The following is a 22,208-nucleotide window of genomic DNA, read 5'->3' as shown; positions in this document are numbered from 1 at the left end:
CAGGGAATACCATGCCGGATGACGACATTACTACCTCATCCGGCCTCATGGTTTAACTTTGACGTTTATCTTCGGTATGGTTTTCGAAGTCGCTGGCGTCATGGCGTTCGTGAAGCTGTTCGTTCAATGGGCCGTTGGTCCGGTTGACAATGCGCCCCCGCTTTACCGCCGGACGTTCGGCTACCTGTTTCGCCCAGCGTTGTACGTTTTGATAACTTCCGGCATCCAGAAACTCCGCTGCATCATAGACATTCCCCAGCACCACGTTGCCGAACCACGGCCAGATGGCCATATCGGCAATAGTGTACTCTTCTCCCGCGACATACGGGTGGTGAGCTAACTGCTTATCCAGCACGTCCAACAGACGCTTGGCTTCCATGGTGAAGCGATTAATGGCGTACTCAATTTTTACCGGCGCATAATGATAGAAATGACCGAAACCGCCGCCGAGGAACGGCGCCGCGCCCTGTAGCCAGAACAACCAGTTAAGGGTTTCTGTGCGCTTAGCCAGATCCTGCGGCAGGAAATGGCCAAACTTATCCGCCAGATAAACAAGAATTGCGCCCGACTCAAAAACCCGAATCGGCGGGTTGTGTGAATTATCGCGCAGCGCCGGGATTTTTGAGTTCGGATTGATGTCAACAAAGCCGCTGGAGAACTGATCGCCCTCGCCGATGCGAATCAACCAGGCGTCATATTCGGCGCCGGTCACGCCCAGCGCCAGGAGTTCTTCCAGCATAATGGTCACTTTCTGGCCGTTAGGCGTCCCCAGCGAATAGAGCTGTAACGGATGTTTGCCGACGGGCAGCGTTTTGTCGTGCGTCGGGCCGGAAACCGGGCGATTAATGTTAGCGAATGCGCCGCCGCCGGATTTATCCCACGTCCAGACTTTTGCGGGTTGATAAGTATTATCTGCCATATTGACCTGCCTTCACAGTGGTGGTGTTGAAGCAGTGTAGCAGCTTGCTAACCGGACATTTAACCGATTGGGACATTCCGGCGAGTGAAATTTTAACCTTCTGGCCTCAGTGTGCCTTATTGAGGTGTATGATTATGTCGACCTCTGTCCGGTTAGTGTCACAGAGCAGACAATCAGAGCGAAATCACGCCAGGCTGCTCAGGCGGTCTTGTTTTGAGGTAAGTGCATGAGCAAAGGAACCACCAGTCAGGATGCCCCCTTCGGGACATTATTGGGTTACGCCCCCGGCGGCGTAGCGATCTACTCTTCAGATTACAATTCCCTCGATCCGTGGGACGACGACGACGCAGCTTTTCGTAGCTACATCGACGATGAATACATGGGGCATAAATGGCAGTGCGTGGAATTTGCCCGCCGTTTTCTCTTTCTGAATTATGGCGTTGTTTTTACTGACGTCGGCATGGCCTGGGAAATCTTCTCGCTGCGTTTTCTGCGCGAGGTCGTGAATGACAATATTTTGCCTTTGCAGGCCTTCCCGAACGGTTCGCCGCGCGCGCCGGAGGCCGGGGCGCTGCTCATCTGGCAAAAGGGCGGCGAGTTTAACGAAACCGGGCACGTTGCGATTATCACCCAGCTCCTGGATAACAAAATTCGTATTGCTGAGCAAAACGTTATCCACACGCCATTGCCGCCAGGGCAGCAGTGGACTCGCGAACTGGAAATGGTTGTAGAAAACGGGTGTTACACCCTGCGCGACACCTTTGATGACACGACGATTTTAGGCTGGATGATCCAGACCGACGACACGCAATACAGTTTGTCACAGCCTGACATCGCGAATCAGTCGCTGGCGATTCGCAGCGCAAGACTGCCAGAGAAAGGTCAGTTTGACGGTCCGTGGCTGGATGAGCGCGATCCGTTACAAAAAGCCTATGTACAGGCGAACGGGCACGTTATCAATCAGGACCCGTACCAGTATTTTACCATCACCGAGAGCGCTGAACAGGAGCTTATCAAAGCGACCAATGAGTTGCATTTGATGTACCTGCACGCCACGGACAAAGTTTTAAAAGACGATAATCTGCTGGCGCTATTCGATATCCCCAAAATTCTTTGGCCGCGTCTGCGCCTCTCCTGGCAGCGCCGTCGTCACCATATGATCACCGGTCGTATGGATTTCTGCATGGATGAACGCGGGCTGAAAGTCTATGAATACAATGCCGATTCCGCATCATGCCATACCGAAGCGGGATTAATTCTCGAAAAATGGGCTGAGCAGGGCTATACCGGTAAAGGGCATAACCCGGCGGAGGGCTTAATTAACGAGCTGGCAGGCGCCTGGAAACACAGTAAAGCGCGTCCTTTCGTCCATATCATGCAGGATGATGATATCGAGGAGGACTATCACGCGCAGTTTATGCAGCAGGCGCTGCATCAGGCTGGTTTCGCGAGCAAAATTCTCCGCGGGCTGGGCGAGTTGCGCTGGGATGACGCCGGGCAGTTGATCGATGGCGACGGACGGCTGGTGAATTGTGTCTGGAAAACCTGGGCGTGGGAAACGGCGATGGAGCAGATACGCGAAGTCAGCGAGACGGAGTATGCCGCAGTGCCTATTCGTACCGGGCACCCGGAAAATGAAGTCCGGCTGATTGATGTATTACTGCGCCCGGAAGTGTTGGTGTTTGAACCGCTGTGGACGGTGATCCCGGGTAACAAAGCGATCCTGCCCATCCTGTGGTCGCTCTTCCCGCATCATCGCTATTTGCTCGACACGGATTTTACCGTTAACGATGAGCTGGTGCAGACCGGCTATGCGGTAAAACCGATTGCCGGACGTTGCGGTAGTAATATTGATTTGGTGAGCCATCAGGAAGAGCTCCTGGATAAAACCAGCGGCAAGTTCGCCACGCAGAAAAATATCTATCAGCAGTTGTGGTGCCTGCCGAAGGTCGCCGGGAAGTATATTCAGGTCTGTACGTTTACCGTGGGCGGTAACTACGGCGGTACGTGCCTGCGCGGCGATGATTCATTAGTCATTAAAAAAGAGAGCGATATTGAACCGTTAATCGTCATCAAAGCGTAACGGGGGCATTCTCGTCGGGGTATCGGCGTGGGTGCCGATATCCTGCCTGTTGTGTTTACCAGCGAACGGCTGTCAGCCTGCCATTTACTGGTAACATATGAGAAATAATATCACAAATTATTCTTAACTTTTCTGACGCAGGCGGTGACGCTCGCCGCGTTGGCGCATCCGTTTCCTGATTTTCGATTAATCGATACTTTTTGCGGCTGGTTACGCCGCCCCTATCCCTTTGGATTTAGGTCATGCCTGTTTGGCTGGTAAACGGACAGCATAATATATTGACGAGTTTAAATGATATTGTTAGTCATATAAAAAGTTTACGTTAGGTTATTTTTCTATTGCAAAAGTTTGCGTTTAAACCCTGTCTGCAATCTTCGTGGCGAGATATAGCTACACCTAAGTAAATGCAGTTAATTATTATTCAGCTATTGTTGTCAGCCTTGTAAATAATATTTCAGTATAAAGCGAAGCGACTTCCATTATGACTATTAATGGTATTGTTGAATAGTTTACCTTGTAATTATTTAAGTTTGGTGGACGTTTTGTCTTATTCTGGTAAGCGTATGGTTATGGCAGATGACAGCCGATTTTTCATTATGTTAGCATGCGTTGATAATACTTTATCCAGGCATAGATCAGGATGTCCACATATAATAAGGAGAATGGTATATGTTTAAAAAAGTATTAGGCTTGCGCCACTGGAATAATAATGTTGTAAAAATACCGCCGCCAGCAGCAGAATCTGGCGCTAATGCGTCTGACGTGGTGGTGGATACTCCTGAGCCTTATGAGCGGATACTGTGTCAAAAAATTCTGATGGGGATCTCGACGATCGATATCATTCGTAATGCCATCATTAAGTCCTGTGAGCAGCTCAACATTGAAAAAGAACGTATTAATGAACTTAACGAACAGAATGATAAAGCCAGAAGTTCATTAAAATCGCTCGTGGAATTTATCACCGAAATTGGCACGACTTCGTCGGATATTGGCTGTCGTATGGGCGACTTAAATACCTCCTTAACGCAAATTAATGCGTGTATTAAAGAGATACAGAAGATCGCTAACCAGACCAATTTGATAGCGATTAACTCCGCGATCGAGGCCGCGCGCGTAGGGGATGCCGGGCGTGGTTTTAGCGTTATTTCGAAAGAGGTGAAAAACCTGTCCGAAGATGTTAAACACAGTTCGAAAAGCGTCAGTACGTTAACCTCTGTAATCAAAGATAATACGGCCAGAGTGAGTGAGGTGCTGGATAACCAACAGCCGGTTATTGATAATATTACGACTAACATAAATCAAATTGTGGAGTCTATTGGCATCGTCATCGATAAATCGCTGAGCATGAAATCGGTCATGCAGTACATCTCTACGGTGCAGTTTTTGAATATTGTCAAAGTTGACCATGTTATCTGGAAAATGGAAGTCTACAAATTACTCTTAAATAAAGACATAAACAGTAAAATAACGATGCACGATCAGTGTCGGCTGGGGAAATGGTACTACGGTTTTGAAGGGCAGCAGTTTAGCAATTACTACAGTTTCCGTAGTCTGGAAGCGCCGCATAAAGAGGTGCATAGCGCTGGTCACTCTGCGCTGAACTATTTTGCCGCAGGCGATATGAATGCGATGTCGCAAGAACTCGACAGAATGGAGCGCTCCAGTAATGAGGTGGTTAATCAGCTGGAAATGCTGGCTGTCGATTTATTAAAAGAAACCACACTGTGAAGTCATGAGTTATTACCGTATAACCAACAGGAGCCATTATCAACAGGACTGATGTATCACACTTTCTGCACTGGAGTTATTCCGGACAGAGAAAAAAAGCATGACGCAGAAGATAGCTGTGTTTGTTTACCCGAATCACTTACCTTAGTAAGTGATTCGGGATTAATCAGCAACCTCTTTGCTTTTTATCGGTGGCCAGTCTTTGGCTGGAAAAGTGCGTTACTGCTAAATTTCTCACTCTCTTACCGCCTTCCTGCCCCTCGAAATACCTGAGACCTGTGCTCACAGATTAATAGCGATTATTTAATCGTGAAATAACGCTGGGCATTATTGAAGCAGATATCCTGAACCATACGGCTTAGCATCGCTTCATCATCAGGAATCTCTCCGTCCTGCGCCCACTGTCCCAGCAGGTTACAGAGAATACGACGGAAATATTCATGTCGCGTATAAGAAAGGAAACTGCGGGAGTCGGTCAGCATCCCGACAAACTGACTTAACAGTCCCATTTGCGACAGTTGCTCCAGTTGGCGCAGCATCCCGTCTTTCTGATCGTTAAACCACCAGCCGGAACCAAACTGCACTTTTCCGGCAATTCCCGGCCCCTGGAAGTTACCGATCATGGTCGCCAGGACTTCGTTATCACGTGGGTTCAGGCAATAGAGGATAGTCTTGGGCAGTTCATTGGTCACATCCATACTGTCGAGCAAACGGGAGAGCGCCCAGCTAATGTTATTATCACCAATGGAGTCAAAGCCGGTATCCGGCCCCAGCAGGCGGAACATCCGGGTATTATTGTTACGGATCGCGCCAATATGTAGCTGCATCACCCAGCCGCGCGCGGCGTACTGACGGCCCAGCCAGACCAGCACCGCCGTGGTAAACTGGGCGATCTCAAGTTCGCTCAGCGTTTCGCCAGCCAGACGTTTGCCCAGAATGGCGTCAAGCTGCGCGTCGTCGGGCACCGGCGCAAATCGCAGCGTTTCAATGCCATGATCGGACGCGCGACAGCCGCAGGCGGCGAAATGGTCGAGACGGCGAGTGAGCGCCTGACGTAAATCGTCGAAACGGGTAATGCTGACATCTGCCGCCGCTTCCAGTTTCCCCAGGTAATCGACAAAGCCGTCCAGTTCGATTTTGAAAACTTTGTCGGGGCGCCAGCTTGGCGCGACTTCAATATCAATGCTGTCGTCGGCGGCTATCTGGCGGTGATATTCCAGAGAATCTATCGGGTCGTCGGTGGTTCCGACCATCCGCACATTCATCTGCTGCATAATACCGCGCGCGGAAAAGGCCGGCGTCGCCAGTTTCTCATTACACTGCGTCCAGATACTTTCCGCGGTATCCGGTCCGAACAGCGTACCTGTAATACCAAATGGACGGCGTAGTTCAAGGTGCGTCCAGTGATACAGCGGATTGCCCAGCGTTTTTGGTACGGTATTGGCCCAGGCCATATATTTTTCATAATCGCTGGTCTCTTTGCCGGTGATCAGCGACTCATCCACGCCTGCGCTTCGTAGCGCTCGCCATTTATAGTGGTCGCCTTCCAGCCAGATCTGACCGAGGTTATCGAAACGGCGATCGTCGGCGATTTCCTGCGGACTTAAATGGCAGTGGAAGTCATAAATCGGCATGGGCGCGGCGTATTTATGGTACAGCGTGCGGGCAATGTCGTTTTTCAGTAGAAAATCTTCAGTCATAAACGTAGCCATGATTTATCTCCTTACTTAGCCAGCGCTTCTACCGTGGCTTTCGCGCCATTCTGCAATAGCTGTTGGTAAGCGTCGGTAACGGCTTGCACAAATTCGTGGTTCTTCGGCAGGTCGTTGCCAAAGATAGACTCGATGGCCAGTAGCCCGCGAACGCGTTCTTCCGGCGTCTGATATTGCTGATGAATCGCCTGATACTGCGCGAGCAGCGGATCGACGACATCAATGGTTTTACCTTGCTCATCGACACCGCCGACGTAACGCATCCATCCGGCGACGCCCAGCGTCAGGCGGCGATAGTCATCGCCCTGTTGCAAGTGCAGGCGCACCGGGTCCAACAAACGCTGCGGCAGTTTCTGACTGCCATCCATCGCGATCTGCCAGGTGCGGTGTTTCAACGAGGGGTTAGTGAAACGCGCGATCAACAAATTCGCATACCCTTCCAGATCGGTGCCTTCCGGCATTGACAACGTCGGCGCTTGTTCATCAAGCATCAGCGCCAGCGCCGCGCAACGGTAAGCCGGGTTGGTCATGGTATCGGCGATAGTGTCATACCCGCCGAGATAACCCAGATAGGCGAGGAAAGAGTGACTGCCGTTAAGCATACGCAGCTTCATCATCTCAAACGGTACGACGTCTGCAACGAATTGCGCGCCGACGGTGTCCCAGTCCGGGCGACCATTCACAAAGTTATCTTCGATGACCCACTGGCGGAAGGGTTCGCAGGCGATAGCGCAAGGATCATAAACCCCTAACTGGTCGGCAACCAGCTGTAGCGTCTCTTCGGTCGCCGCCGGAACAATGCGGTCAACCATGGTGCAGGGGAAGGTCACATTGTCGGCAATCCATGCGGCGAGGGCGGCATCGCGAGCTTTTGCCAGGCCGAGGACGGCAGCCTTCGCGACGTGACCATTCTCGCGCACGTTATCACACGACAGCACGGTAAAAGCTTTCAGTCCTTGCTCCCGGCGCATGTTTAGCGCTTCGACAATATAGCCAATGGCGGATTTAGGCTGCTGTGGATGGGCAAGATCGTTTTGGATCAGCGGGTTATTGACATCAAGCTCGCCGCTGGCGGGGTCGGTGCAGTAGCCTTTTTCGGTCACGGTTAAGGAGACGATGGCGGTTTCCGGGCGCGCCATTGCCGCCAGAATCCCTGCATGGCCGTCGAATTCAGGGTGCAGCGCTTCTTTCATTGAACCGATAATTTTCAGTTCGGTGCTTTCTGCGCCGCGTTCTGCAACGGTGTACAGCAGATTTTGCGCTTTCAGGTTCGCGATCAGCCGCGCGTCGTTACCCGGCATCAGGTTCACTTCACAAATGCCCCAGTCGCTGTCGCTCTTTTCCAGTAAATGATGGGTAAAGAGCGCCTGGTGCGCGCGGTGAAACGCCCCGCAGCCCAGATGCACAATACGGGATACCAGACGTGATTTGTCCCAGTTTGGGCGGGCGACGGAAACCTGGGCGGTGGCGATATTCTGTTCCATTGCAAACTCCTGTCATTCGACGTCTTCGCCCGCGATCTCCGGGGCGAGGCATGTTGCTATTGCATTGAGTAGGGGAAATCGCATGACGCGTCGCGCCATGCGAAAGAAGGTTATTTGCTAAAGAAAGCGCGCTGGATAGCCAGTTCGACGCCGCGGACTTCCGCAAGCCCTTTCAGACGGCCAATGGCGGAATAACCCGGATTCGTTTTCTTCTTCAGATCGTCCAGCATCTGATGACCGTGGTCCGGGCGCATTGGGATCAGATCGTCGCTACCTTCGGCTTTACGACGGTGCTCTTCTTCCACAATCGCTTTAACGACTTCATACATATCCACATCGCCGTGCAAATGGGCGGCCTCGTGGAAGGTCTTCGGATTCTCTTCGCGCAGCGTAGAACGCAGATGCGTAAAGTAGATGCGCGGACCAAATTGCTTGATCATATCAACCAGATCGTTGTCGGCGCGCACGCCGTAAGATCCGGTACACATGGTGAAGCCGTTCGCCATGCTATTAACGGTTTCCACCATCCATTGCATGTCTTCAATGGTAGAGACAATGCGCGGCAGGCCGAGAATAGGGCGCGGCGGATCGTCAGGGTGAACGGCCATACGCACGCCAACCTCGTCGGCAACCGGAATAATGGCTTTCAGGAAATAGGCAAAATGTTCACGCAGTTTTGCTTTATCGATATCTTTATACGTCGCCAGGTGTTGACGGAACTGATCCAGCGTATAGCCTTCTTCCGCGCCAGGTAAACCGGCAATAATGTTGCGGGTCAGACGTGCTTTGTCTTCCTCGCTCATGGTGGCGAAACGCCGCTCTGCCTGAGCAATCTCTTCTGCCGTATAGTCGGCTTCTGCTCCCGGACGCTTCAGGATGTGCAGTTCGAACGCGGCGAATTCAATCTGGTCAAAACGCAACGCTTTTGAACCATCCGGTAATACGTATTCCAGATCCGTACGTGTCCAGTCCAGCACCGGCATAAAGTTATAGCAAACCGTATAGATACCGCATTGCGCCAGGTTACGCAGCGTTTGCTGGTAGTTTTTGATCCATAAATCGTACTGACCGGTATGGGTTTTGATGTCTTCATGGATAGGTACGCTCTCTACCACAGACCACTCCAGACCCGCCTCTTCAACGATAGCTTTACGTTTCTGGATCTCGTCTACCGACCAAATTTCTCCATTCGGGATATGGTGTAACGCCGTTACCACGCCGGTTGCGCCAGCCTGGCGTACATCTGACAGCGTTACCGGGTCGTTAGGTCCGTACCAGCGCCAGGTTTGTTTCATATCTCGTTTCCTCTTCTTGCGATAACGTCTTCGTGGTTGACCCATTGCCAGCCAACATCGAAACGTGCTTTGTAAACCCGTTCTGCCCCCTAAATTCAACCAAAATTTTTCTCATGTCAACCTTATTGTCTAAATTGGCTAACCAAATCACAAATATCATCATTCACGGTCTGCCAATTTTATTTATTTGATCTGTGTCAATTTTTACTGGGTGAAAAGCATTCACCATTCAACTTGAAATGAGTTGATGTATTTATTTCAAGAATACTAAGTGCGGGAGTTGCCGCCAGATTTTGACCGGTCCGGATGAGAAAATATTGATTGGTCAACCAATTTTTGTGATTTCAGTTTTCCCGCTACAGGTCAGACGGCGCGGAGCTAATGTTTTTTAACGAGGCTTTATCATGAAGATGACAAAATTAAGATGGTGGATTATCGGCCTGGTCTGCGTAGGGACCATCGTAAACTACCTGTCCCGTAGCTCGCTTAGCGTTGCGGCGCCAGCGATGATGAAAGAACTCCATTTTGATGAGCAACAATATTCCTGGGTGGTGAGCGCCTTCCAGCTTTGTTACACCATTGCGCAGCCGATCACCGGCTATTTGATGGATGTCATCGGACTGAAAATCGGCTTCTTTATCTTTGCCTTGTTATGGTCGCTGATTAACATGGCGCACGCGCTGGCCGGCGGCTGGATAAGCCTGGCATTTCTGCGTGGTCTGATGGGGCTAACCGAAGCGTCAGCGATTCCGGCCGGGATTAAAGCCAGCGCCGAATGGTTCCCGACGAAAGAACGCGGTATTGCGGGGGGCCTGTTTAATATCGGTACTTCGATTGGCGCGATGCTGGCGCCGCCGCTGGTGGTCTGGGCGATGCTGACCTTTGCTGATAGCGGCATCGGTACTGAAATGGCGTTTGTGATTACCGGTGGGATCGGCGTGCTGTTCGCCATCACCTGGTTCCTGATTTATAACTCGCCAAATAAACACCCGTGGATCACCCACAAAGAGCTGCGTTATATCGAAGACGGCCAGGAAAGCTATCTCCAGGACGATAATAAAAAACCGGCCGTTAAAGAGATCGTTAAAAAGCGTAACTTCTGGGCGTTGGCGATTACCCGTTTTCTGGCTGACCCGGCATGGGGAACGCTGAGTTTCTGGATGCCGCTGTATCTGATTAACGTGATGCATCTGCCGTTAAAAGAGATCGCCATGTTTGCCTGGCTGCCGTTCCTGGCGGCGGACTTTGGCTGCGTTGCAGGCGGTTTCCTGGCGAAGTTCTTCATGGAAAAGATGCACATGACCACGATCAATGCGCGTCGTTGTAGCTTTACCATCGGCGCTGTTTTGATGATTTCGATCGGTTTTGTCAGCATTACGACTAACCCGTATGTCGCCATTGCATTGATGAGTATTGGCGGTTTTGCGCACCAGACGCTGTCTACCGTTGTGATTACCATGAGCGCTGACCTGTTCAAGAAAAATGAGGTCGCGACGGTTGCCGGTCTGGCAGGATCTGCGGCGTGGATGGGACAGTTAAGCTTCAACCTGTTTATGGGGGCATTGGTCGCTATTATCGGTTATGGCCCGTTCTTCATTGCACTCAGTCTGTTCGATATTATCGGCGCCATCATCCTGTGGGTACTAATTAAAGATCCGGAAAAGCACCACCCACCAATGACGGAACAGCCGCTGGCGTCTCACCGCTAAAGCTGTCTCGGTTTCACTGGCCTGATAAGCGAAGCGCTACCGGGTTCTAACGGCCACCTTCGGGTGGCCGTCTTCATTACCCTTATCGGTAAAAATACGCGTTGGTTTTATACCAGCGCGTTATCATTTAGTTTGCCTGATTATTTTCAGATGCTGAAAATAATATTGTGGTAAGGGTTATTGTTTTTCGCCTGGATTTTTATCGACTCTCTGTCTCGCTGCGATCATCGATAAAGTCCCCTTTATGTAAATAAAGGTTCAATGCTTCTACTCTTTTCTCCATATATTTTGCGCAGCTTCACAAAAAATAACCTGATGTCGTAATGTCCGCTCCCTAATATTCTCCATGCGCTATACGTTAATTTAAGTTTAAATTTCATGCCGGGGATATCACGATGTCACGTAATTTTACTGTTTCAGCCTGTCAGTATATTGTTACTGAAATAAACACTTTTGAAGATTTCATAACAAAGGTAAGGATACTTCTTAATAAAAGCCAGGGGGCTGATGTCGTTATCTTCCCGGAGCTATTTACCATTGAGCTATTTACACTATTGAAAAAATGGCAAGAAAGACCCATTTCACACCTTACTTTAATTGATCAATTCACGGATGCCTATAAGCAGCTTTTTCAACAGGAAGCGAAAGAAAGAGGACAGTTCATTATTGCTGGCTCTCATCTGGAGCAGACTGGAGCAGATCACTATGAGAATGTTGCGCATATATGGGGACCCGATGGCGAACATTATGCTCACAGTAAGACGCATATCTTCCCGGCTGAACGGGGTTGGTATACTCAGGAAGGCGATAAAATGGCTGTTTTTCAACTGCCATTTGCAAAGGTGGGTTTTAATATTTGTTATGAAGCAGAAATACCGGAGTGTGCCGCGACGCTGGCGGAACAGGGTGCGGAGTTAATTTTAACGCCTTCCGCTACGTTTACTGAACAGGGATTTTGGCGAGTCAGGCATTGTTGCCACGCACGTTGTATTGAAAATCAAATTTATCTTGTTCACTGTTGCCTGGGCGGAAACCCGGGCGGGCCACTGCCAGGCTGCTGGGCCCGAAGTTCAATTTTAAGCCCCTGTGATGTCGTGTGGAAAAATCCACAAGGTATTATCGCAGAGGCGCACGTCAATCAAGAGGATGTCATTTCAGGAGAAATTAACCTCGATGTTCTATATGAAAATAGACTTGGGGGGGCAGCAACAACGTTCAAGGACAGACGCAGAAAAGCAGGCATATATAATATCTGGCCATCACACATTAAATAACAGAATGTGTCCCTTCTATGTATTAGCTGGAGGTCGTTATGGGATATTTAAAATTACCTGAGGGTAAAAGGATTGCGGTCAATCTTGGTGTCGATGTAGATGCTCAGTCTTTATGGCTGGGCGGATTTAATCGACCGTCGCCATCCTTTATGTCACGAGGAGAGTTTGGTGCACAAGTTGGCGTACCAAGGCTTCTGAAATTGTTTAAAGAAAATAATATCAAAACCACCTTTTTTATTCCCGGACACACTGTAGACACCTTCCCGGAAATCAGTAAAGCGATTTTTGATGCCGGGCATGAAATCGCTCACCATGGCTACTATCATGAAAATCCGACTCTGGTGAATCGTGATACAGAACGCCGACTTATGGATCTGGCGTTCGCCTGTTATAAAAGACATTTTGGCATACGCCCTGTGGGATACCGTTCTCCCTATTGGGATTATAGCGAGAATACGCTGGATCTTCTGGAGGAAGCCGGTTTTCTCTATGACAGTAGCCTGATGGCGAGAGATCTTGTGCCTTACCATCCTCAACGTTGGCAGGTGAATTGGGAAACGGGAAATATCGCAGGCCCGGCCAGCGCAATTCTGGAAATTCCTGTTAGCTGGTATCTGGATGATTTTCCCGCACTGGCGTATACCGGCAACCAGGAGGGGATGAGCGATACTGACGGTGTTCTGCGACGCTGGAAGGATATTTTTACCTATGCTTATCACCATCAGGAAAACGGTTTATATGCGATGGCCCTTCATCCGCAGATAATCGGTCATGGGCATCATATGATGATGTTGTCACGCTTGATTGAACATATTAAAGGGCATGATGGCGTATGGTTTGCAACCTGTGAAGAGATAGCCAGTGTCTGGGTGGATGACGAAGAGGATCGACAAAAAATGCTCCGTCCTGATGTTCGTGGCGTAGCGCCGGTTCCGGATGATTATGGCTGGCCGGGCAAATGATATCACCTCATGACAATGTTAATATCAGTCGGGTAACGGATTACCCGGGCAGAAGTTACCTGTTTGCCCGCTCGGTAATGTATATTGTCCATCAGAAAGGGAGACTATCCCGGGACGTATAAAATCTTTTTTATTTCGGTCAAAACGTTAATCAACGAGAATAGTTTGTTTTTTGATTTAAATCATTTTTTAGTGTTCACAGGAAAATAAGCAAATAACATTTATAATGTGAGTATTAAGAAAAATAAAATTTCCATAGTGATTAATTTTTATTTAACGCTTTGATTTTTAGTGTTTTTGTATGTGTTAATTGATGTAAATCAATTTGGGGTTTTTTATTAAATAAGTAAAAATTAAGTTGATATTTGCTTTTTGATGTGTTTTTTATATATAGCTGATTATTATTCTGAAATGTCAATTTTTGAATAATGATGCTGTGATACCGGCACTAGGGATACTTTGCGATAAAAGGGATTGAATATGGCAGAGAGCGTTCAGTATAACCTCAATTGTATTTGGCCACAGCGGGCCAAAACCCTCTATTGCATTGCAACCAGCGGAATAACGTTTATCAGACGTGGGTAAACGTTGGCAAAATCCCTGCAAACCTGGCGCTTTTCACGCTGTGTTTTTTGGTCGTTGCGCTTTTAATAAGAGTCACAAGCGTTGGCCGCGGGTATTCGTCTGGCTACTGAACTGCCACCTGATCAACAAGGAGATAAATCATGGATGCGATTTTTTTAAAGCTCGACAATATCAAAGGCGAAAGCCAGGTTGAAGGCTTTGAAGATCAGATAGAGATCATGTCTTATAGCCACAATGTGGCAATGCAGGTAAATAACGATGTTAGCCTCACTGAGCGGACTTCCGGGCGTGCGCATGTTGGTGAAATGTCGCTCACCAAATTTGTCGACCTCGCCACGCCTGTGCTCAATGAGTACTGCTGTAGCGGGAGGCTAATTAGAACCGCGGTGCTGACGTTGTGCCGCAATGACGACGGCAAAATGCGGTCGCTTATCGTTTATACCCTGACAAACGTGCTGATATCACAACTCAGTGTTAGCGGCGGCGCCGGCGGTAAGCCGGTGGAAACGATGTCGCTGAACTTCACGAAAATCGAATGGCAAATCACTGCCGAGAAATCAGACGGCGCTCAACAGGAGTCCAGAACGTCAGTATGGGATCTGGCGATGGACCAGATAGGGAAATGATGATGACGCCAACCATTCCGGTCGCGCTATTCGACAGGCTCTTGGTTGAGGGGATAAGCCCACATGAATTGGTACGCCGCAAGTTAATGTGTTTATTCAACTCTTGCGCTGTGGCAGGTGGCGAGACATTACCGCCGCTGCTCACTCGGGGTATGCCGGAATGGCACGAGGTGAATGTGGGTGACAAACGGGTTCTCAACTGGTTTTGCCGTGAGCTTCGCGCTGCTATTTTACGTTATGAACCGAGCATCAACATGCTGAAAGTCAGTGTAAAAGATGCCCATCATCAGACGCTGGCGTTGTCTTTGGAAGCGATGTTACAGGATGAGTCTGAACCGTTAAGACTGGAGATAGCCTACTCTAACGGTAGATGGCGCTAGTAATGCAGGAAGGAACGCCGGGCCGGGCGTTTAACATTATCCCAAAAGCAAAAAAACGCAGCGAGCGAACCTGATAATCAGGCAGACAGTCCTCCTTTCGGTATGGTTGATCTGCCTGCATCATTTTCAGGATGGTTAATAACGGACCATGACCGATTTAAGTTCGGTATAGTCATCAATAAACGCGCTGCCAAATTCACGACCAATGCCCGATCCTTTCATCCCTCCAAAGGGTACCGCGGGATCGAGGAAGGTATGCATATTGACCCACACCATGCCAGCATCAATATCTTCAGCGTAGCGTAATGCCTTAGACATATTTTCCGACCACACACTTGCAGCAAGGCCGAATGGCGAAGCGTTGATATGTGAAAGCGCCTCTTTTTCATTCTGATAACCGATAAAGCTACAGACAGGGCCAAAGGTCTCCTCGTGCATCAGCGTACTGTTTTTACTACGCACTTTTACCGCCGTCGGCTGTAAAAAGTACCCTTCGCCGGGTAAAGTTTCACCGCCGTAAACAATAGTATCCCCTTCTTCCCGTGCGCGTTGAATCAGATGCAGCACTTTTTCAAGCTGAACCTGATTCGCCAGCGGGCCCATCACCGTTTTTTCATCTAAAGGCGAGCCGGGCACGATCTCCGATAACCGTTGCCTGAGGAGCGTCATGACCGTATCCAGTTTTTCCTGGGGCAGATAAAAACGCTCTGCGGCAGCACAAATCTGTCCTTGATTCAGATAACCGGCTTCAAGAATACCGTTGACCATGGCTTGTGCCGAGAGATCATTGAGAAACAGCGCCGCATTTTTCCCTCCCAGTTCGAGGGTAACGCGTTTTCCTGACGATGTTGCCGAACGCCGGACTTTCTCACCTGTCGCAACTGACCCGGTGAAACTCACTTTGGCGCAATCTGGATGCGCGATCAGCTGTTGCGCTATCTCACCGCCAGCACCGTTTACCACGTTAATCACGCCATCAGGGAAACCTACCTCTTTAGCCAGTTCTGCGACTCGCAGTAGTGTCAGCGGGGTATATTCACTTGGTTTAATGACGATGGTGCAGCCACATACCAGCGCTGCGGCCAACTTCCAGATAGCAATCATAATTGAGAAATTCCACGGCACAATACCGACGACCACGCCAATGGGTTGGCGTTGGGTAAACGCTGTGTATCTCTCTTCTCCCATTGATGGCAGGGAGACATTCAGCGTTTCACCGGTTATTTTTCCTGCCCAACCGGCAAAGTAACGCAGGAAGGCCACTGACTGATCGAGTTCAAGACTGCGCGACAGCATAATCGTTTTACCTGAACAGACGCTTTCCAGTTGAGCCAACTCTTCACGATGAGCGGCAAGAGTATCAGCCAGTTTCAGCAGTAATGCGCCGCGTTGTAACGTTGGCATTTTACGCCAGACATCAAACGCCCGTCTGGCGCTCTGCATGGCCTCTTCTGCCTGCGCAGGGGTTGCCGACACAACGTCGGCGATGATTTTGCCGGTGGCTGGGTTAGTGACCGAAAAGTTCGTGCCGTTTCCGGCCTGACGTTCACCTGCAATAAATTGTCCGTGTCGTTGGCGTAAAAAAGTCGTTACTTCGGCAAGTAATGTCACATCGCTCATCAGAAGTGCCTGTAGGTCAGGAATGTACGTTTTTCCATCCCAACATACTTTTTCGGGGCTGAATATCGTTCCAAAGAACGTCATTCTTCCGGACGATATTTTGTAAAACGTTACCGTGCTGTGATAGCGGTCTTAGTCAAGCGTGATGACAAGGTAACGCGATGAATACAAAAATCGATGCGTTGAATTACTACGGCGCGACGAAAAAATACCCGTTGCATTTTCCTGCTCTGCAAGAGGATATTGATGCCGATGTGGTGATCATTGGCGGTGGCTTTTCAGGCATCAATACCGCGCTAGAACTGGCGGAGCAGGGGATCACTAATGTTGTCGTTCTGGAAGCCCGTCATCTTGGGTATGGCGGCACCGGACGAAACGGCGGTCAGGTAATGGCCGGTATAGGTCACGACATCGAAGCCGTTAAAAAATATGTAGGCGCAGCGGGAATGGAGACGCTGTTTAAAATCTCGAACCTCGGCGCAGGTATTATTCGGGAGCGAATTCGTAAATACCATATTGATGCTGATTTTGTCCCCGGATATGGTTATCTGGCCTACAACCAGCGGCAGTTAAAAACGCTGCAACAATGGGAAAAAGAATTCAAAGCCGCTACGCCGGAAGACGATATTGAACTCTATACCGGTAAAGACGTGCAGCAGGTTATCGGTTCCGACGTCTACTGCGGTGTTCTCAAGCATATGGGGGGAGGGCATGTCCACTCGCTGAATTTATTGCTGGGCTCCGCTCAGGCTGCGAATTCGCTGGGGGTGAAGATATTCGAATATTCACCTGTGGTTGAGGTCAGTTACGGTAAAACTGTGCGGGTACGTACTGCGATGGGCAGCGTAAAAGCAGCCAAATTGCTGTGGGCCTGTGATAGTTTTCTCAATAATCTGGAACCAGAAATTTATAAGAAAACGCTGGTTACTTATTCTTATCAGGTCTCTACAGAACCTCTCTCCAGCGAGCTTGTTGAGCGGATCAGTCCCTTGCGCGGGGCTTTTAGCGATATCCGCCCGGTTATAAATTACTACCGTCTCACAAAAGAAAACCGTCTGCTGTTTGGCAGCGCCACAAGGTTTCTTGAATATACCCCGCACGATTTTGCTGCCTGGAACCGCACTCTGTTGACGGAGGTCTTCCCTTATTTGAAAGACGTTAAAATCGATTTTGCCTGGGGCGGACCGATGGCCTGTAGCGCGAATCTGTTTCCGCAGATTGGCACGCTTCGTGAACACAATAATGTTTTTTATGTTCAGGGTTATTCCGGATTTGGCGTCACGCCTTCCCATATTGTATGCAAAATCCTGGCCGAAGGAATAAATGGCGGTTCCGAGCGGTATCGTCTGATGAGTAGCATTCCCCACGCGACAATTTATGGTCGCGACAGTCTACGTCTATTGCTGGTCAGTGCGGGAAAACTGATACATCAAACAGCCGGTTTCTGGAAAGGCCGGAATTAACCAGGAGAACATTAATGCACGCTTTTAAACTCAATCAACCTGTTCCTGAATTACAGCCAGTCGGGAGTGTCAGCCTGTTAGGGGCGTTGCCAACAGAAGGCGATCCCCAGGTCGCCGTTGCGATGATTTACGGTAAACCTGAGGATGTATTTACCTGTGGACTGTTTTCATCGACCCGCGGCGGTTTCACGATGATTTATCCCTTTACCGAGCACGCAACCGTGCTGGAAGGGGAAGTGGAACTCACTGTTGCGGGTCAGGAACCGATACGTTTTTCACCAGGCGATAGTTGGTTTGTTGAACAGGGAACCGAAGTGGCATGGAAAGTTTTAACGCCCCGTTTTGTAAAACATTATCTGGCAAACGTTGAAAGCCACAAACAGGGTTGAATCCTTTAATTGTTCGTCAGTAGCGTTGGTATCACTGGGGAGAATAACGCGCTCCCCACTTGCTATTAGCGCATGCGGGGACGGCGTCACAACGTTATTTACCGTTATCCCTCTTCAGGACGATACCTGTTAGATGCGGTGCCTGCCATAAATAAGCGTTATTCCGGAGCGGTAATTTATTGTTGTAATAATAGTGAAGAGGTTGACCATGTTTAAAAACAGACTTGCCAGCCATCTTGAACGTGGCGTTATTGGTTTCCCCACGACGCTTGCCAGCTCCGTCGGGCTGATTATGGCAAGCCCGGTGATCCTGACCGTGACCAGTGGTTTTGGCTCAGGGGGAGATACCTTTGCCCTTGCGGTATTACTGGCATTTATTATGATGCAAGCGCAGATTACCACCTTTGCCGAAGCGGCAACGCTCATTCCCACGACTGGCTCCGTCTACGACTATATTTCCTGCGGGATGGGGCGTTTTTTCGCTATCACCGGTGCGCTTTGCGCTTACCTGATCGTACACATTTTTGCCGGCACGGCAGAAACGATTCTCGCTGGCGTCATGGCGCTGGTGAACTTTGAGTCTGTTAGCGAACACGTGGCCATGCAGCACAATACCTGGATGGTTGGCGTCGGCATGGTAGTGGTTTTCGGGTTACTGAATGCCATTGGTGTTGAAGTATTTGGCAAGGTGGAAGTGTTTCTTACATTCGGTATGTGGACTACCCTGACCATCTTCGGTTTATGCGGGATCCTGTTATCCCCGGTCACTCATCATTCCGGGTGGTTTGGCGCACCGCTTGATGTCAGTAATCTTTCTGGTCTGTTTGGTTATATTGGCATGGCGATGTTTATGTTCGTCGGTTGTGAACTGGTAACGCCAATGGCGCCGGAAATTAAAAAAGCGCATCGTACGATTCCCAGAGCGATGGCGCTTGGCCTTTTAGCGGTGGCAGGTTGTATGTTCCTCTATGGCGCTGCGATTAACCGGCAGGTAAATAATGTGGTTGTCGATGCGGCAAACCATATCTTTTTACTGGATACGCCGATGGCTATTCCCGCCTTTGCCAATCGTGTCATGGGACATGTCGGGCAATACTGGCTGGGCGTGGGGTTGTTGTTAGCGGGATGTGCGACGATTAATACGCTGATGGCGGCAGTACCGCGTATTATATACGGCATGGCGCTGGACGGCGCTTTGCCGCGGTTTCTGACCTGGTTGCACCCCCGCTTTAAAACACCGGTCATCGCCATCGCATTTGGTGTTGCGATTCCCTGTTTACATGCCTGGTATCTGAACGGTGATATCGACCACATTGTTCCGCTGATCCTCGCTGCGGTCTGCGCCTGGGGAGTAGCTTATCTGCTGGTAACGTTATCGGTCGTTATCTTACGTATTCGGCGCCCCGATTTGCCACGCGCTTACCGGGCCCCCTGGTTTCCCTTACCTCAGATTATTTCGAGCGTGGGTATTATTATCGCCATTATTAATATCGCGCCTCCTGGAATGAACAGTCGGGATGTACTTATACCATTCGGTATTATGCTTGGATTGACTGCCGCCTATGCCTTATTCTGGACATTATGTGTGCAACGGGTTAATCCTTTCCTCCCGCTTCCGGTAGAAGAGGTCGTGGAACGGGCGATGGGCAATTATGAAAAGCGAAACAATGAAGAGATGACGCCAGATGTCCTCCGTCCCCTGGTTTAAGAACGCATTAATGAATATGGTGTTACGTGATTTGAGCGGCTGGCGTTGTGAAAAATTGACCGAACATAGCGCCGTGCTGCATCTGAATGCATTTACCCAGGTTATCTGCCATGTTCAGCAAAAACGGTTATTCATGGCCAGTATTCACAGTTGTGAATTCAGGGTGAAAGGCACAATCAATTATCCTTTGCAGGGCAAAATTCGCGCTCATCAGCCCGGATGGCTGAAACGTTATCCCGTCATTTTTACTGGCAGTAAAAGTACCGCCGGGCTGATTAACTATCTTAATTGTTTCCCCAATTTACAACAGGCACTGAGTGAACTGGATTATCGTCGGTTTACGCTGGTTTTACATCATAAGGAATGGTATTGCAGCATTGAGCTATGGGCTGCTAGCGAAGTGGTTTGTAAAATGCCGCCGCTGCGCCGTTATCTGCGGCTTGAGCGACACCAGCGTGTTCTTCTGCTTAGTGTGATAAATATGATCAATCAGGCCATGAATCAATGGCTGCAACAGGATACCGACGCCAGATAATATGACATTTTATTGAGGCATCAGATCAGAGAGTGGTATTAATTCAGGCATATATGACACAGGGGGAAAAGACCCGCAATTGACGCGGGTTAAAAAGCACGCTTTCACATATGCTGTGAATGTTGTACCGAGGACATTCTGGTTCGGGAAACCAGTTCCGTGCGATTTATCACTTCTGTTTTAGCAAAAATATTACGTAAATGCGTTTTCACTGTTGAGAGAGAAATATTCAACTGACGGGCAATCAATTTGTTGCTGGCCCCTTCGCAGACCATTCCCACAATTTCACGCTCTTTGGCGGTCAATATTGACGTCAGATTGTTGTCTTCCTGAAGAGAATCATGAATTGCCAGTCCCAGTAATGGTTGTACTGCCTGGGCTCGCAAACGCTCTTCGCTGGAAAAAGGTATATCGCGCATTAATGAAATGCCCGCGATAATACGATGGCCCCGACGAATAAAGATCTCAATCATGTCGCACACATGATTAGGTAGCATAAATTCATGATAATAATGGCGATGACGGGCACAGATACCGGGCGTCATCGTCGCTACGGTAACAACCTGTTGGCCGAACCGGGAAGGCGATAGCGGGTCTAATGGTTGAAAATGCTCCAGATATTGTTGGTGTGTGCTATTAGAAATATTATGTAAAACATAGGCTTCCGGCTTTAAATAAGCATTAACACGATAAAAAACCGCCGACGACAGAGGAATGAGTTGCGCAATGCTCTGTAAGCAATGGAGAGTGATCCCGTCATTATGGCCAGTAGTTGATAAGGCTGACATGTTATCTCCTTCCATCCGGATGAGCGCGCCGGGACGCAGTAAAATAGTGGTATGTTGAAACATACAATTTACATTCGGTTAACACAATCATTCACATGTTAATAATGTGACGCGTGTTGCGGTATTTTTTATAACCATTTGAAATAAAACAGTTTTAATTTAAATCCTGTCTGGTTTTCTAAAAAATAATTAAAAATTATTAATATAATTTTTTTCTGTCGCGGTTGACTCATCTCCTGAAAATGCCTTGGGTTCTCGTCCTTCAGGACGATATTCTTTTGAGATGACTGTTCTATGATTTTCTGTAATAGTGCAGGTTAACAGAGACTTAATTTCTGGTTCAGACAGGATTTGCTAAATAACGTTTCAATAGCGTCATGCGCTATGCAGAAAACCGGCGTTTTTACCCACAAAAAGCGGTGGCTGCCAGTATATTTTAATGAACAGTAGTGAACATGGAGAGCGGAGTAACCTGTTGATTTTATAAATAAAAACGGACGCCATAGGGCGTCCGCATCTGAATGGTTGGTGCCCGGACTCGGAGAAGTCCTTTGGGCTAATGGACTGTTAAAGCTATTTTTGACCGTTTATCAAGACCACCACAAAACTAACCCTTACAGAATTATCTACATGATTTTCCCGGTGTGGGTTTGATTCCTGCCACTGTCTGATAATTGTTGAACCAGTTCTTCTGTATAGGGTATCAGCAGGGCAGGCTTTCGAAATTTGACATCCAGTAAGAATCGGTGTGAGACACTCACGGTTTTTTCCTGCCGTCTATTCGTCATTGAAGAATGATAGTATTTTTATGAGAATAAGAGACAAAAATATAGAGGCGCCTATATAAATCCCTCGTTCTGTCCAGGTATCCAGACGAAATAACCAATAGACACATAAAAAAACAAGTAGCCCACCAATAATTGACGCGAGAGCGCTAATGATTTTTTT

General features: G+C 48.9%; 17 protein-coding genes. 11 read left to right on the top strand and 6 right to left on the bottom strand.

The genetic code is table 11. The features are described 5' to 3' along the window. Positions 1 to 52: 52 nt before the first annotated feature. Positions 53 to 919, bottom strand: a complete 867-nt coding sequence (yghU, locus tag ABVM99_RS06350; protein WP_000774852.1) for a glutathione-dependent disulfide-bond oxidoreductase — start codon at positions 917 to 919, stop codon at positions 53 to 55. Between the two features lie 226 nt (positions 920 to 1,145). Here yghU and gss point away from each other — a divergent pair, with 226 nt between their 5' ends. Then, positions 1,146 to 3,002 (top strand): bifunctional glutathionylspermidine amidase/synthase, encoded by a 1,857-nt coding sequence (gene gss, locus ABVM99_RS06345; RefSeq protein ID WP_017466052.1) that lies wholly within the window; start codon positions 1,146 to 1,148, stop codon positions 3,000 to 3,002. Positions 3,003 to 3,671: 669 nt separating this feature from the next. After that, positions 3,672 to 4,730, top strand: coding sequence for a methyl-accepting chemotaxis protein (locus ABVM99_RS06340; protein WP_000475245.1), 1,059 nt, complete (start codon positions 3,672 to 3,674; stop codon positions 4,728 to 4,730). Positions 4,731 to 5,029: 299 nt separating this feature from the next. Here ABVM99_RS06340 and uxaC read toward each other — a convergent pair whose 3' ends face one another. The 3 genes from uxaC to uxuA form a co-directional block, all read right to left on the bottom strand. After that, positions 5,030 to 6,442: a glucuronate isomerase gene (gene uxaC, locus ABVM99_RS06335; RefSeq protein ID WP_000190180.1), complete on the bottom strand. Its 1,413-nt coding sequence runs from the start codon at positions 6,440 to 6,442 to the stop codon at positions 5,030 to 5,032. Positions 6,443 to 6,453: 11 nt separating this feature from the next. Continuing rightward, positions 6,454 to 7,926, bottom strand: coding sequence for a fructuronate reductase (locus ABVM99_RS06330; protein ID WP_023194452.1), 1,473 nt, complete (start codon positions 7,924 to 7,926; stop codon positions 6,454 to 6,456). A gap of 110 nt (positions 7,927 to 8,036) precedes the next feature. Continuing rightward, positions 8,037 to 9,221 (bottom strand): mannonate dehydratase, encoded by a 1,185-nt coding sequence (gene uxuA / locus ABVM99_RS06325; RefSeq protein WP_000815487.1) that lies wholly within the window; start codon positions 9,219 to 9,221, stop codon positions 8,037 to 8,039. A 404-nt stretch (positions 9,222 to 9,625) separates the two neighbouring features. Here uxuA and ABVM99_RS06320 point away from each other — a divergent pair, with 404 nt between their 5' ends. The 5 genes from ABVM99_RS06320 to iraD all read left to right on the top strand — a co-directional run bounded on the left by ABVM99_RS06320 (position 9,626) and on the right by iraD (position 14,757). Next, positions 9,626 to 10,930 (top strand): MFS transporter, encoded by a 1,305-nt coding sequence (locus ABVM99_RS06320; protein ID WP_000784371.1) that lies wholly within the window; start codon positions 9,626 to 9,628, stop codon positions 10,928 to 10,930. Positions 10,931 to 11,325: 395 nt separating this feature from the next. Further along, positions 11,326 to 12,204, top strand: coding sequence for a carbon-nitrogen hydrolase family protein (locus ABVM99_RS06315; protein WP_001650692.1), 879 nt, complete (start codon positions 11,326 to 11,328; stop codon positions 12,202 to 12,204). Positions 12,205 to 12,242: 38 nt separating this feature from the next. Beyond that, positions 12,243 to 13,166, top strand: a complete 924-nt coding sequence (locus ABVM99_RS06310; RefSeq protein WP_000540891.1) for a polysaccharide deacetylase — start codon at positions 12,243 to 12,245, stop codon at positions 13,164 to 13,166. 725 nt (positions 13,167 to 13,891) lie between these two features. Further along, positions 13,892 to 14,377, top strand: a complete 486-nt coding sequence (locus tag ABVM99_RS06305) for an Hcp family type VI secretion system effector (protein ID WP_000338753.1) — start codon at positions 13,892 to 13,894, stop codon at positions 14,375 to 14,377. Then, complete coding sequence (gene iraD / locus ABVM99_RS06300) at positions 14,377 to 14,757, top strand: anti-adapter protein IraD (protein ID WP_001543513.1); 381 nt, start codon at positions 14,377 to 14,379, stop codon at positions 14,755 to 14,757. The genes ABVM99_RS06305 and iraD overlap by 1 nt, the downstream gene beginning before the upstream one ends. A 135-nt stretch (positions 14,758 to 14,892) precedes the next feature. On the opposite strand, the gene ABVM99_RS06295 is transcribed toward iraD, so the two are convergent. Beyond that, complete coding sequence (locus ABVM99_RS06295; protein ID WP_023194453.1) at positions 14,893 to 16,377, bottom strand: NAD-dependent phenylacetaldehyde dehydrogenase; 1,485 nt, start codon at positions 16,375 to 16,377, stop codon at positions 14,893 to 14,895. A 161-nt stretch (positions 16,378 to 16,538) separates the two neighbouring features. On the opposite strand from ABVM99_RS06295, the gene ABVM99_RS06290 reads away from it, so the two are divergent. The 4 genes from ABVM99_RS06290 (at position 16,539) to ABVM99_RS06275 (ending at position 20,472) form a co-directional block, all read left to right on the top strand. Next, positions 16,539 to 17,840, top strand: a complete 1,302-nt coding sequence (locus ABVM99_RS06290; RefSeq protein ID WP_001092825.1) for an FAD-binding oxidoreductase — start codon at positions 16,539 to 16,541, stop codon at positions 17,838 to 17,840. A 14-nt stretch (positions 17,841 to 17,854) separates the two neighbouring features. Continuing rightward, positions 17,855 to 18,229 carry a cupin domain-containing protein gene (locus ABVM99_RS06285; RefSeq protein ID WP_000542984.1) on the top strand — a complete coding sequence of 125 codons (375 nt, stop codon included), beginning with the start codon at positions 17,855 to 17,857 and terminating at the stop codon, positions 18,227 to 18,229. A gap of 208 nt (positions 18,230 to 18,437) precedes the next feature. Further along, positions 18,438 to 19,937 (top strand): APC family permease, encoded by a 1,500-nt coding sequence (locus ABVM99_RS06280; protein ID WP_000475960.1) that lies wholly within the window; start codon positions 18,438 to 18,440, stop codon positions 19,935 to 19,937. Next, positions 19,915 to 20,472, top strand: a complete 558-nt coding sequence (locus ABVM99_RS06275; RefSeq protein ID WP_023194454.1) for a DUF3156 family protein — start codon at positions 19,915 to 19,917, stop codon at positions 20,470 to 20,472. The genes ABVM99_RS06280 and ABVM99_RS06275 overlap by 23 nt, the downstream gene beginning before the upstream one ends. 104 nt (positions 20,473 to 20,576) lie before the next feature. On the opposite strand, the gene ABVM99_RS06270 is transcribed toward ABVM99_RS06275, so the two are convergent. After that, positions 20,577 to 21,260 (bottom strand): LuxR family transcriptional regulator, encoded by a 684-nt coding sequence (locus ABVM99_RS06270; protein WP_023138738.1) that lies wholly within the window; start codon positions 21,258 to 21,260, stop codon positions 20,577 to 20,579. Between the last annotated feature and the right edge of the window lie 948 nt (positions 21,261 to 22,208).

Source organism: Salmonella sp. SJTUF15591 (assembly GCF_043356435.1).
Taxonomy (GTDB): Bacteria; Pseudomonadota; Gammaproteobacteria; order Enterobacterales; family Enterobacteriaceae; genus Salmonella; species Salmonella enterica.
The sequence above is the reverse complement of the archived record's forward strand: the minus strand, read 5'-3'. Positions and strand labels throughout refer to the sequence as shown.

Bases quoted from the DNA above. Each gene is read 5' to 3' on its own strand.
- yghU (WP_000774852.1), bottom strand. From the start codon at position 919: ATGGCAGATAATACTTATCAACCCGCAAAAGTCTGGACGTGGGATAAA.
- ABVM99_RS06290 (WP_001092825.1), top strand. From the start codon at position 16,539: ATGAATACAAAAATCGATGCGTTGAATTACTACGGCGCGACGAAAAAA.
- ABVM99_RS06285 (WP_000542984.1), top strand. From the start codon at position 17,855: ATGCACGCTTTTAAACTCAATCAACCTGTTCCTGAATTACAGCCAGTC.
- ABVM99_RS06330 (WP_023194452.1), bottom strand. From the start codon at position 7,926: ATGGAACAGAATATCGCCACCGCCCAGGTTTCCGTCGCCCGCCCAAAC.
- ABVM99_RS06310 (WP_000540891.1), top strand. From the start codon at position 12,243: ATGGGATATTTAAAATTACCTGAGGGTAAAAGGATTGCGGTCAATCTT.
- ABVM99_RS06280 (WP_000475960.1), top strand. From the start codon at position 18,438: ATGTTTAAAAACAGACTTGCCAGCCATCTTGAACGTGGCGTTATTGGT.
- uxuA (WP_000815487.1), bottom strand. From the start codon at position 9,221: ATGAAACAAACCTGGCGCTGGTACGGACCTAACGACCCGGTAACGCTG.
- uxaC (WP_000190180.1), bottom strand. From the start codon at position 6,442: ATGGCTACGTTTATGACTGAAGATTTTCTACTGAAAAACGACATTGCC.
- ABVM99_RS06340 (WP_000475245.1), top strand. From the start codon at position 3,672: ATGTTTAAAAAAGTATTAGGCTTGCGCCACTGGAATAATAATGTTGTA.
- ABVM99_RS06315 (WP_001650692.1), top strand. From the start codon at position 11,326: ATGTCACGTAATTTTACTGTTTCAGCCTGTCAGTATATTGTTACTGAA.
- ABVM99_RS06270 (WP_023138738.1), bottom strand. From the start codon at position 21,260: ATGTCAGCCTTATCAACTACTGGCCATAATGACGGGATCACTCTCCAT.
- ABVM99_RS06305 (WP_000338753.1), top strand. From the start codon at position 13,892: ATGGATGCGATTTTTTTAAAGCTCGACAATATCAAAGGCGAAAGCCAG.
- ABVM99_RS06320 (WP_000784371.1), top strand. From the start codon at position 9,626: ATGAAGATGACAAAATTAAGATGGTGGATTATCGGCCTGGTCTGCGTA.
- iraD (WP_001543513.1), top strand. From the start codon at position 14,377: ATGATGACGCCAACCATTCCGGTCGCGCTATTCGACAGGCTCTTGGTT.
- gss (WP_017466052.1), top strand. From the start codon at position 1,146: ATGAGCAAAGGAACCACCAGTCAGGATGCCCCCTTCGGGACATTATTG.
- ABVM99_RS06275 (WP_023194454.1), top strand. From the start codon at position 19,915: ATGTCCTCCGTCCCCTGGTTTAAGAACGCATTAATGAATATGGTGTTA.
- ABVM99_RS06295 (WP_023194453.1), bottom strand. From the start codon at position 16,377: ATGAGCGATGTGACATTACTTGCCGAAGTAACGACTTTTTTACGCCAA.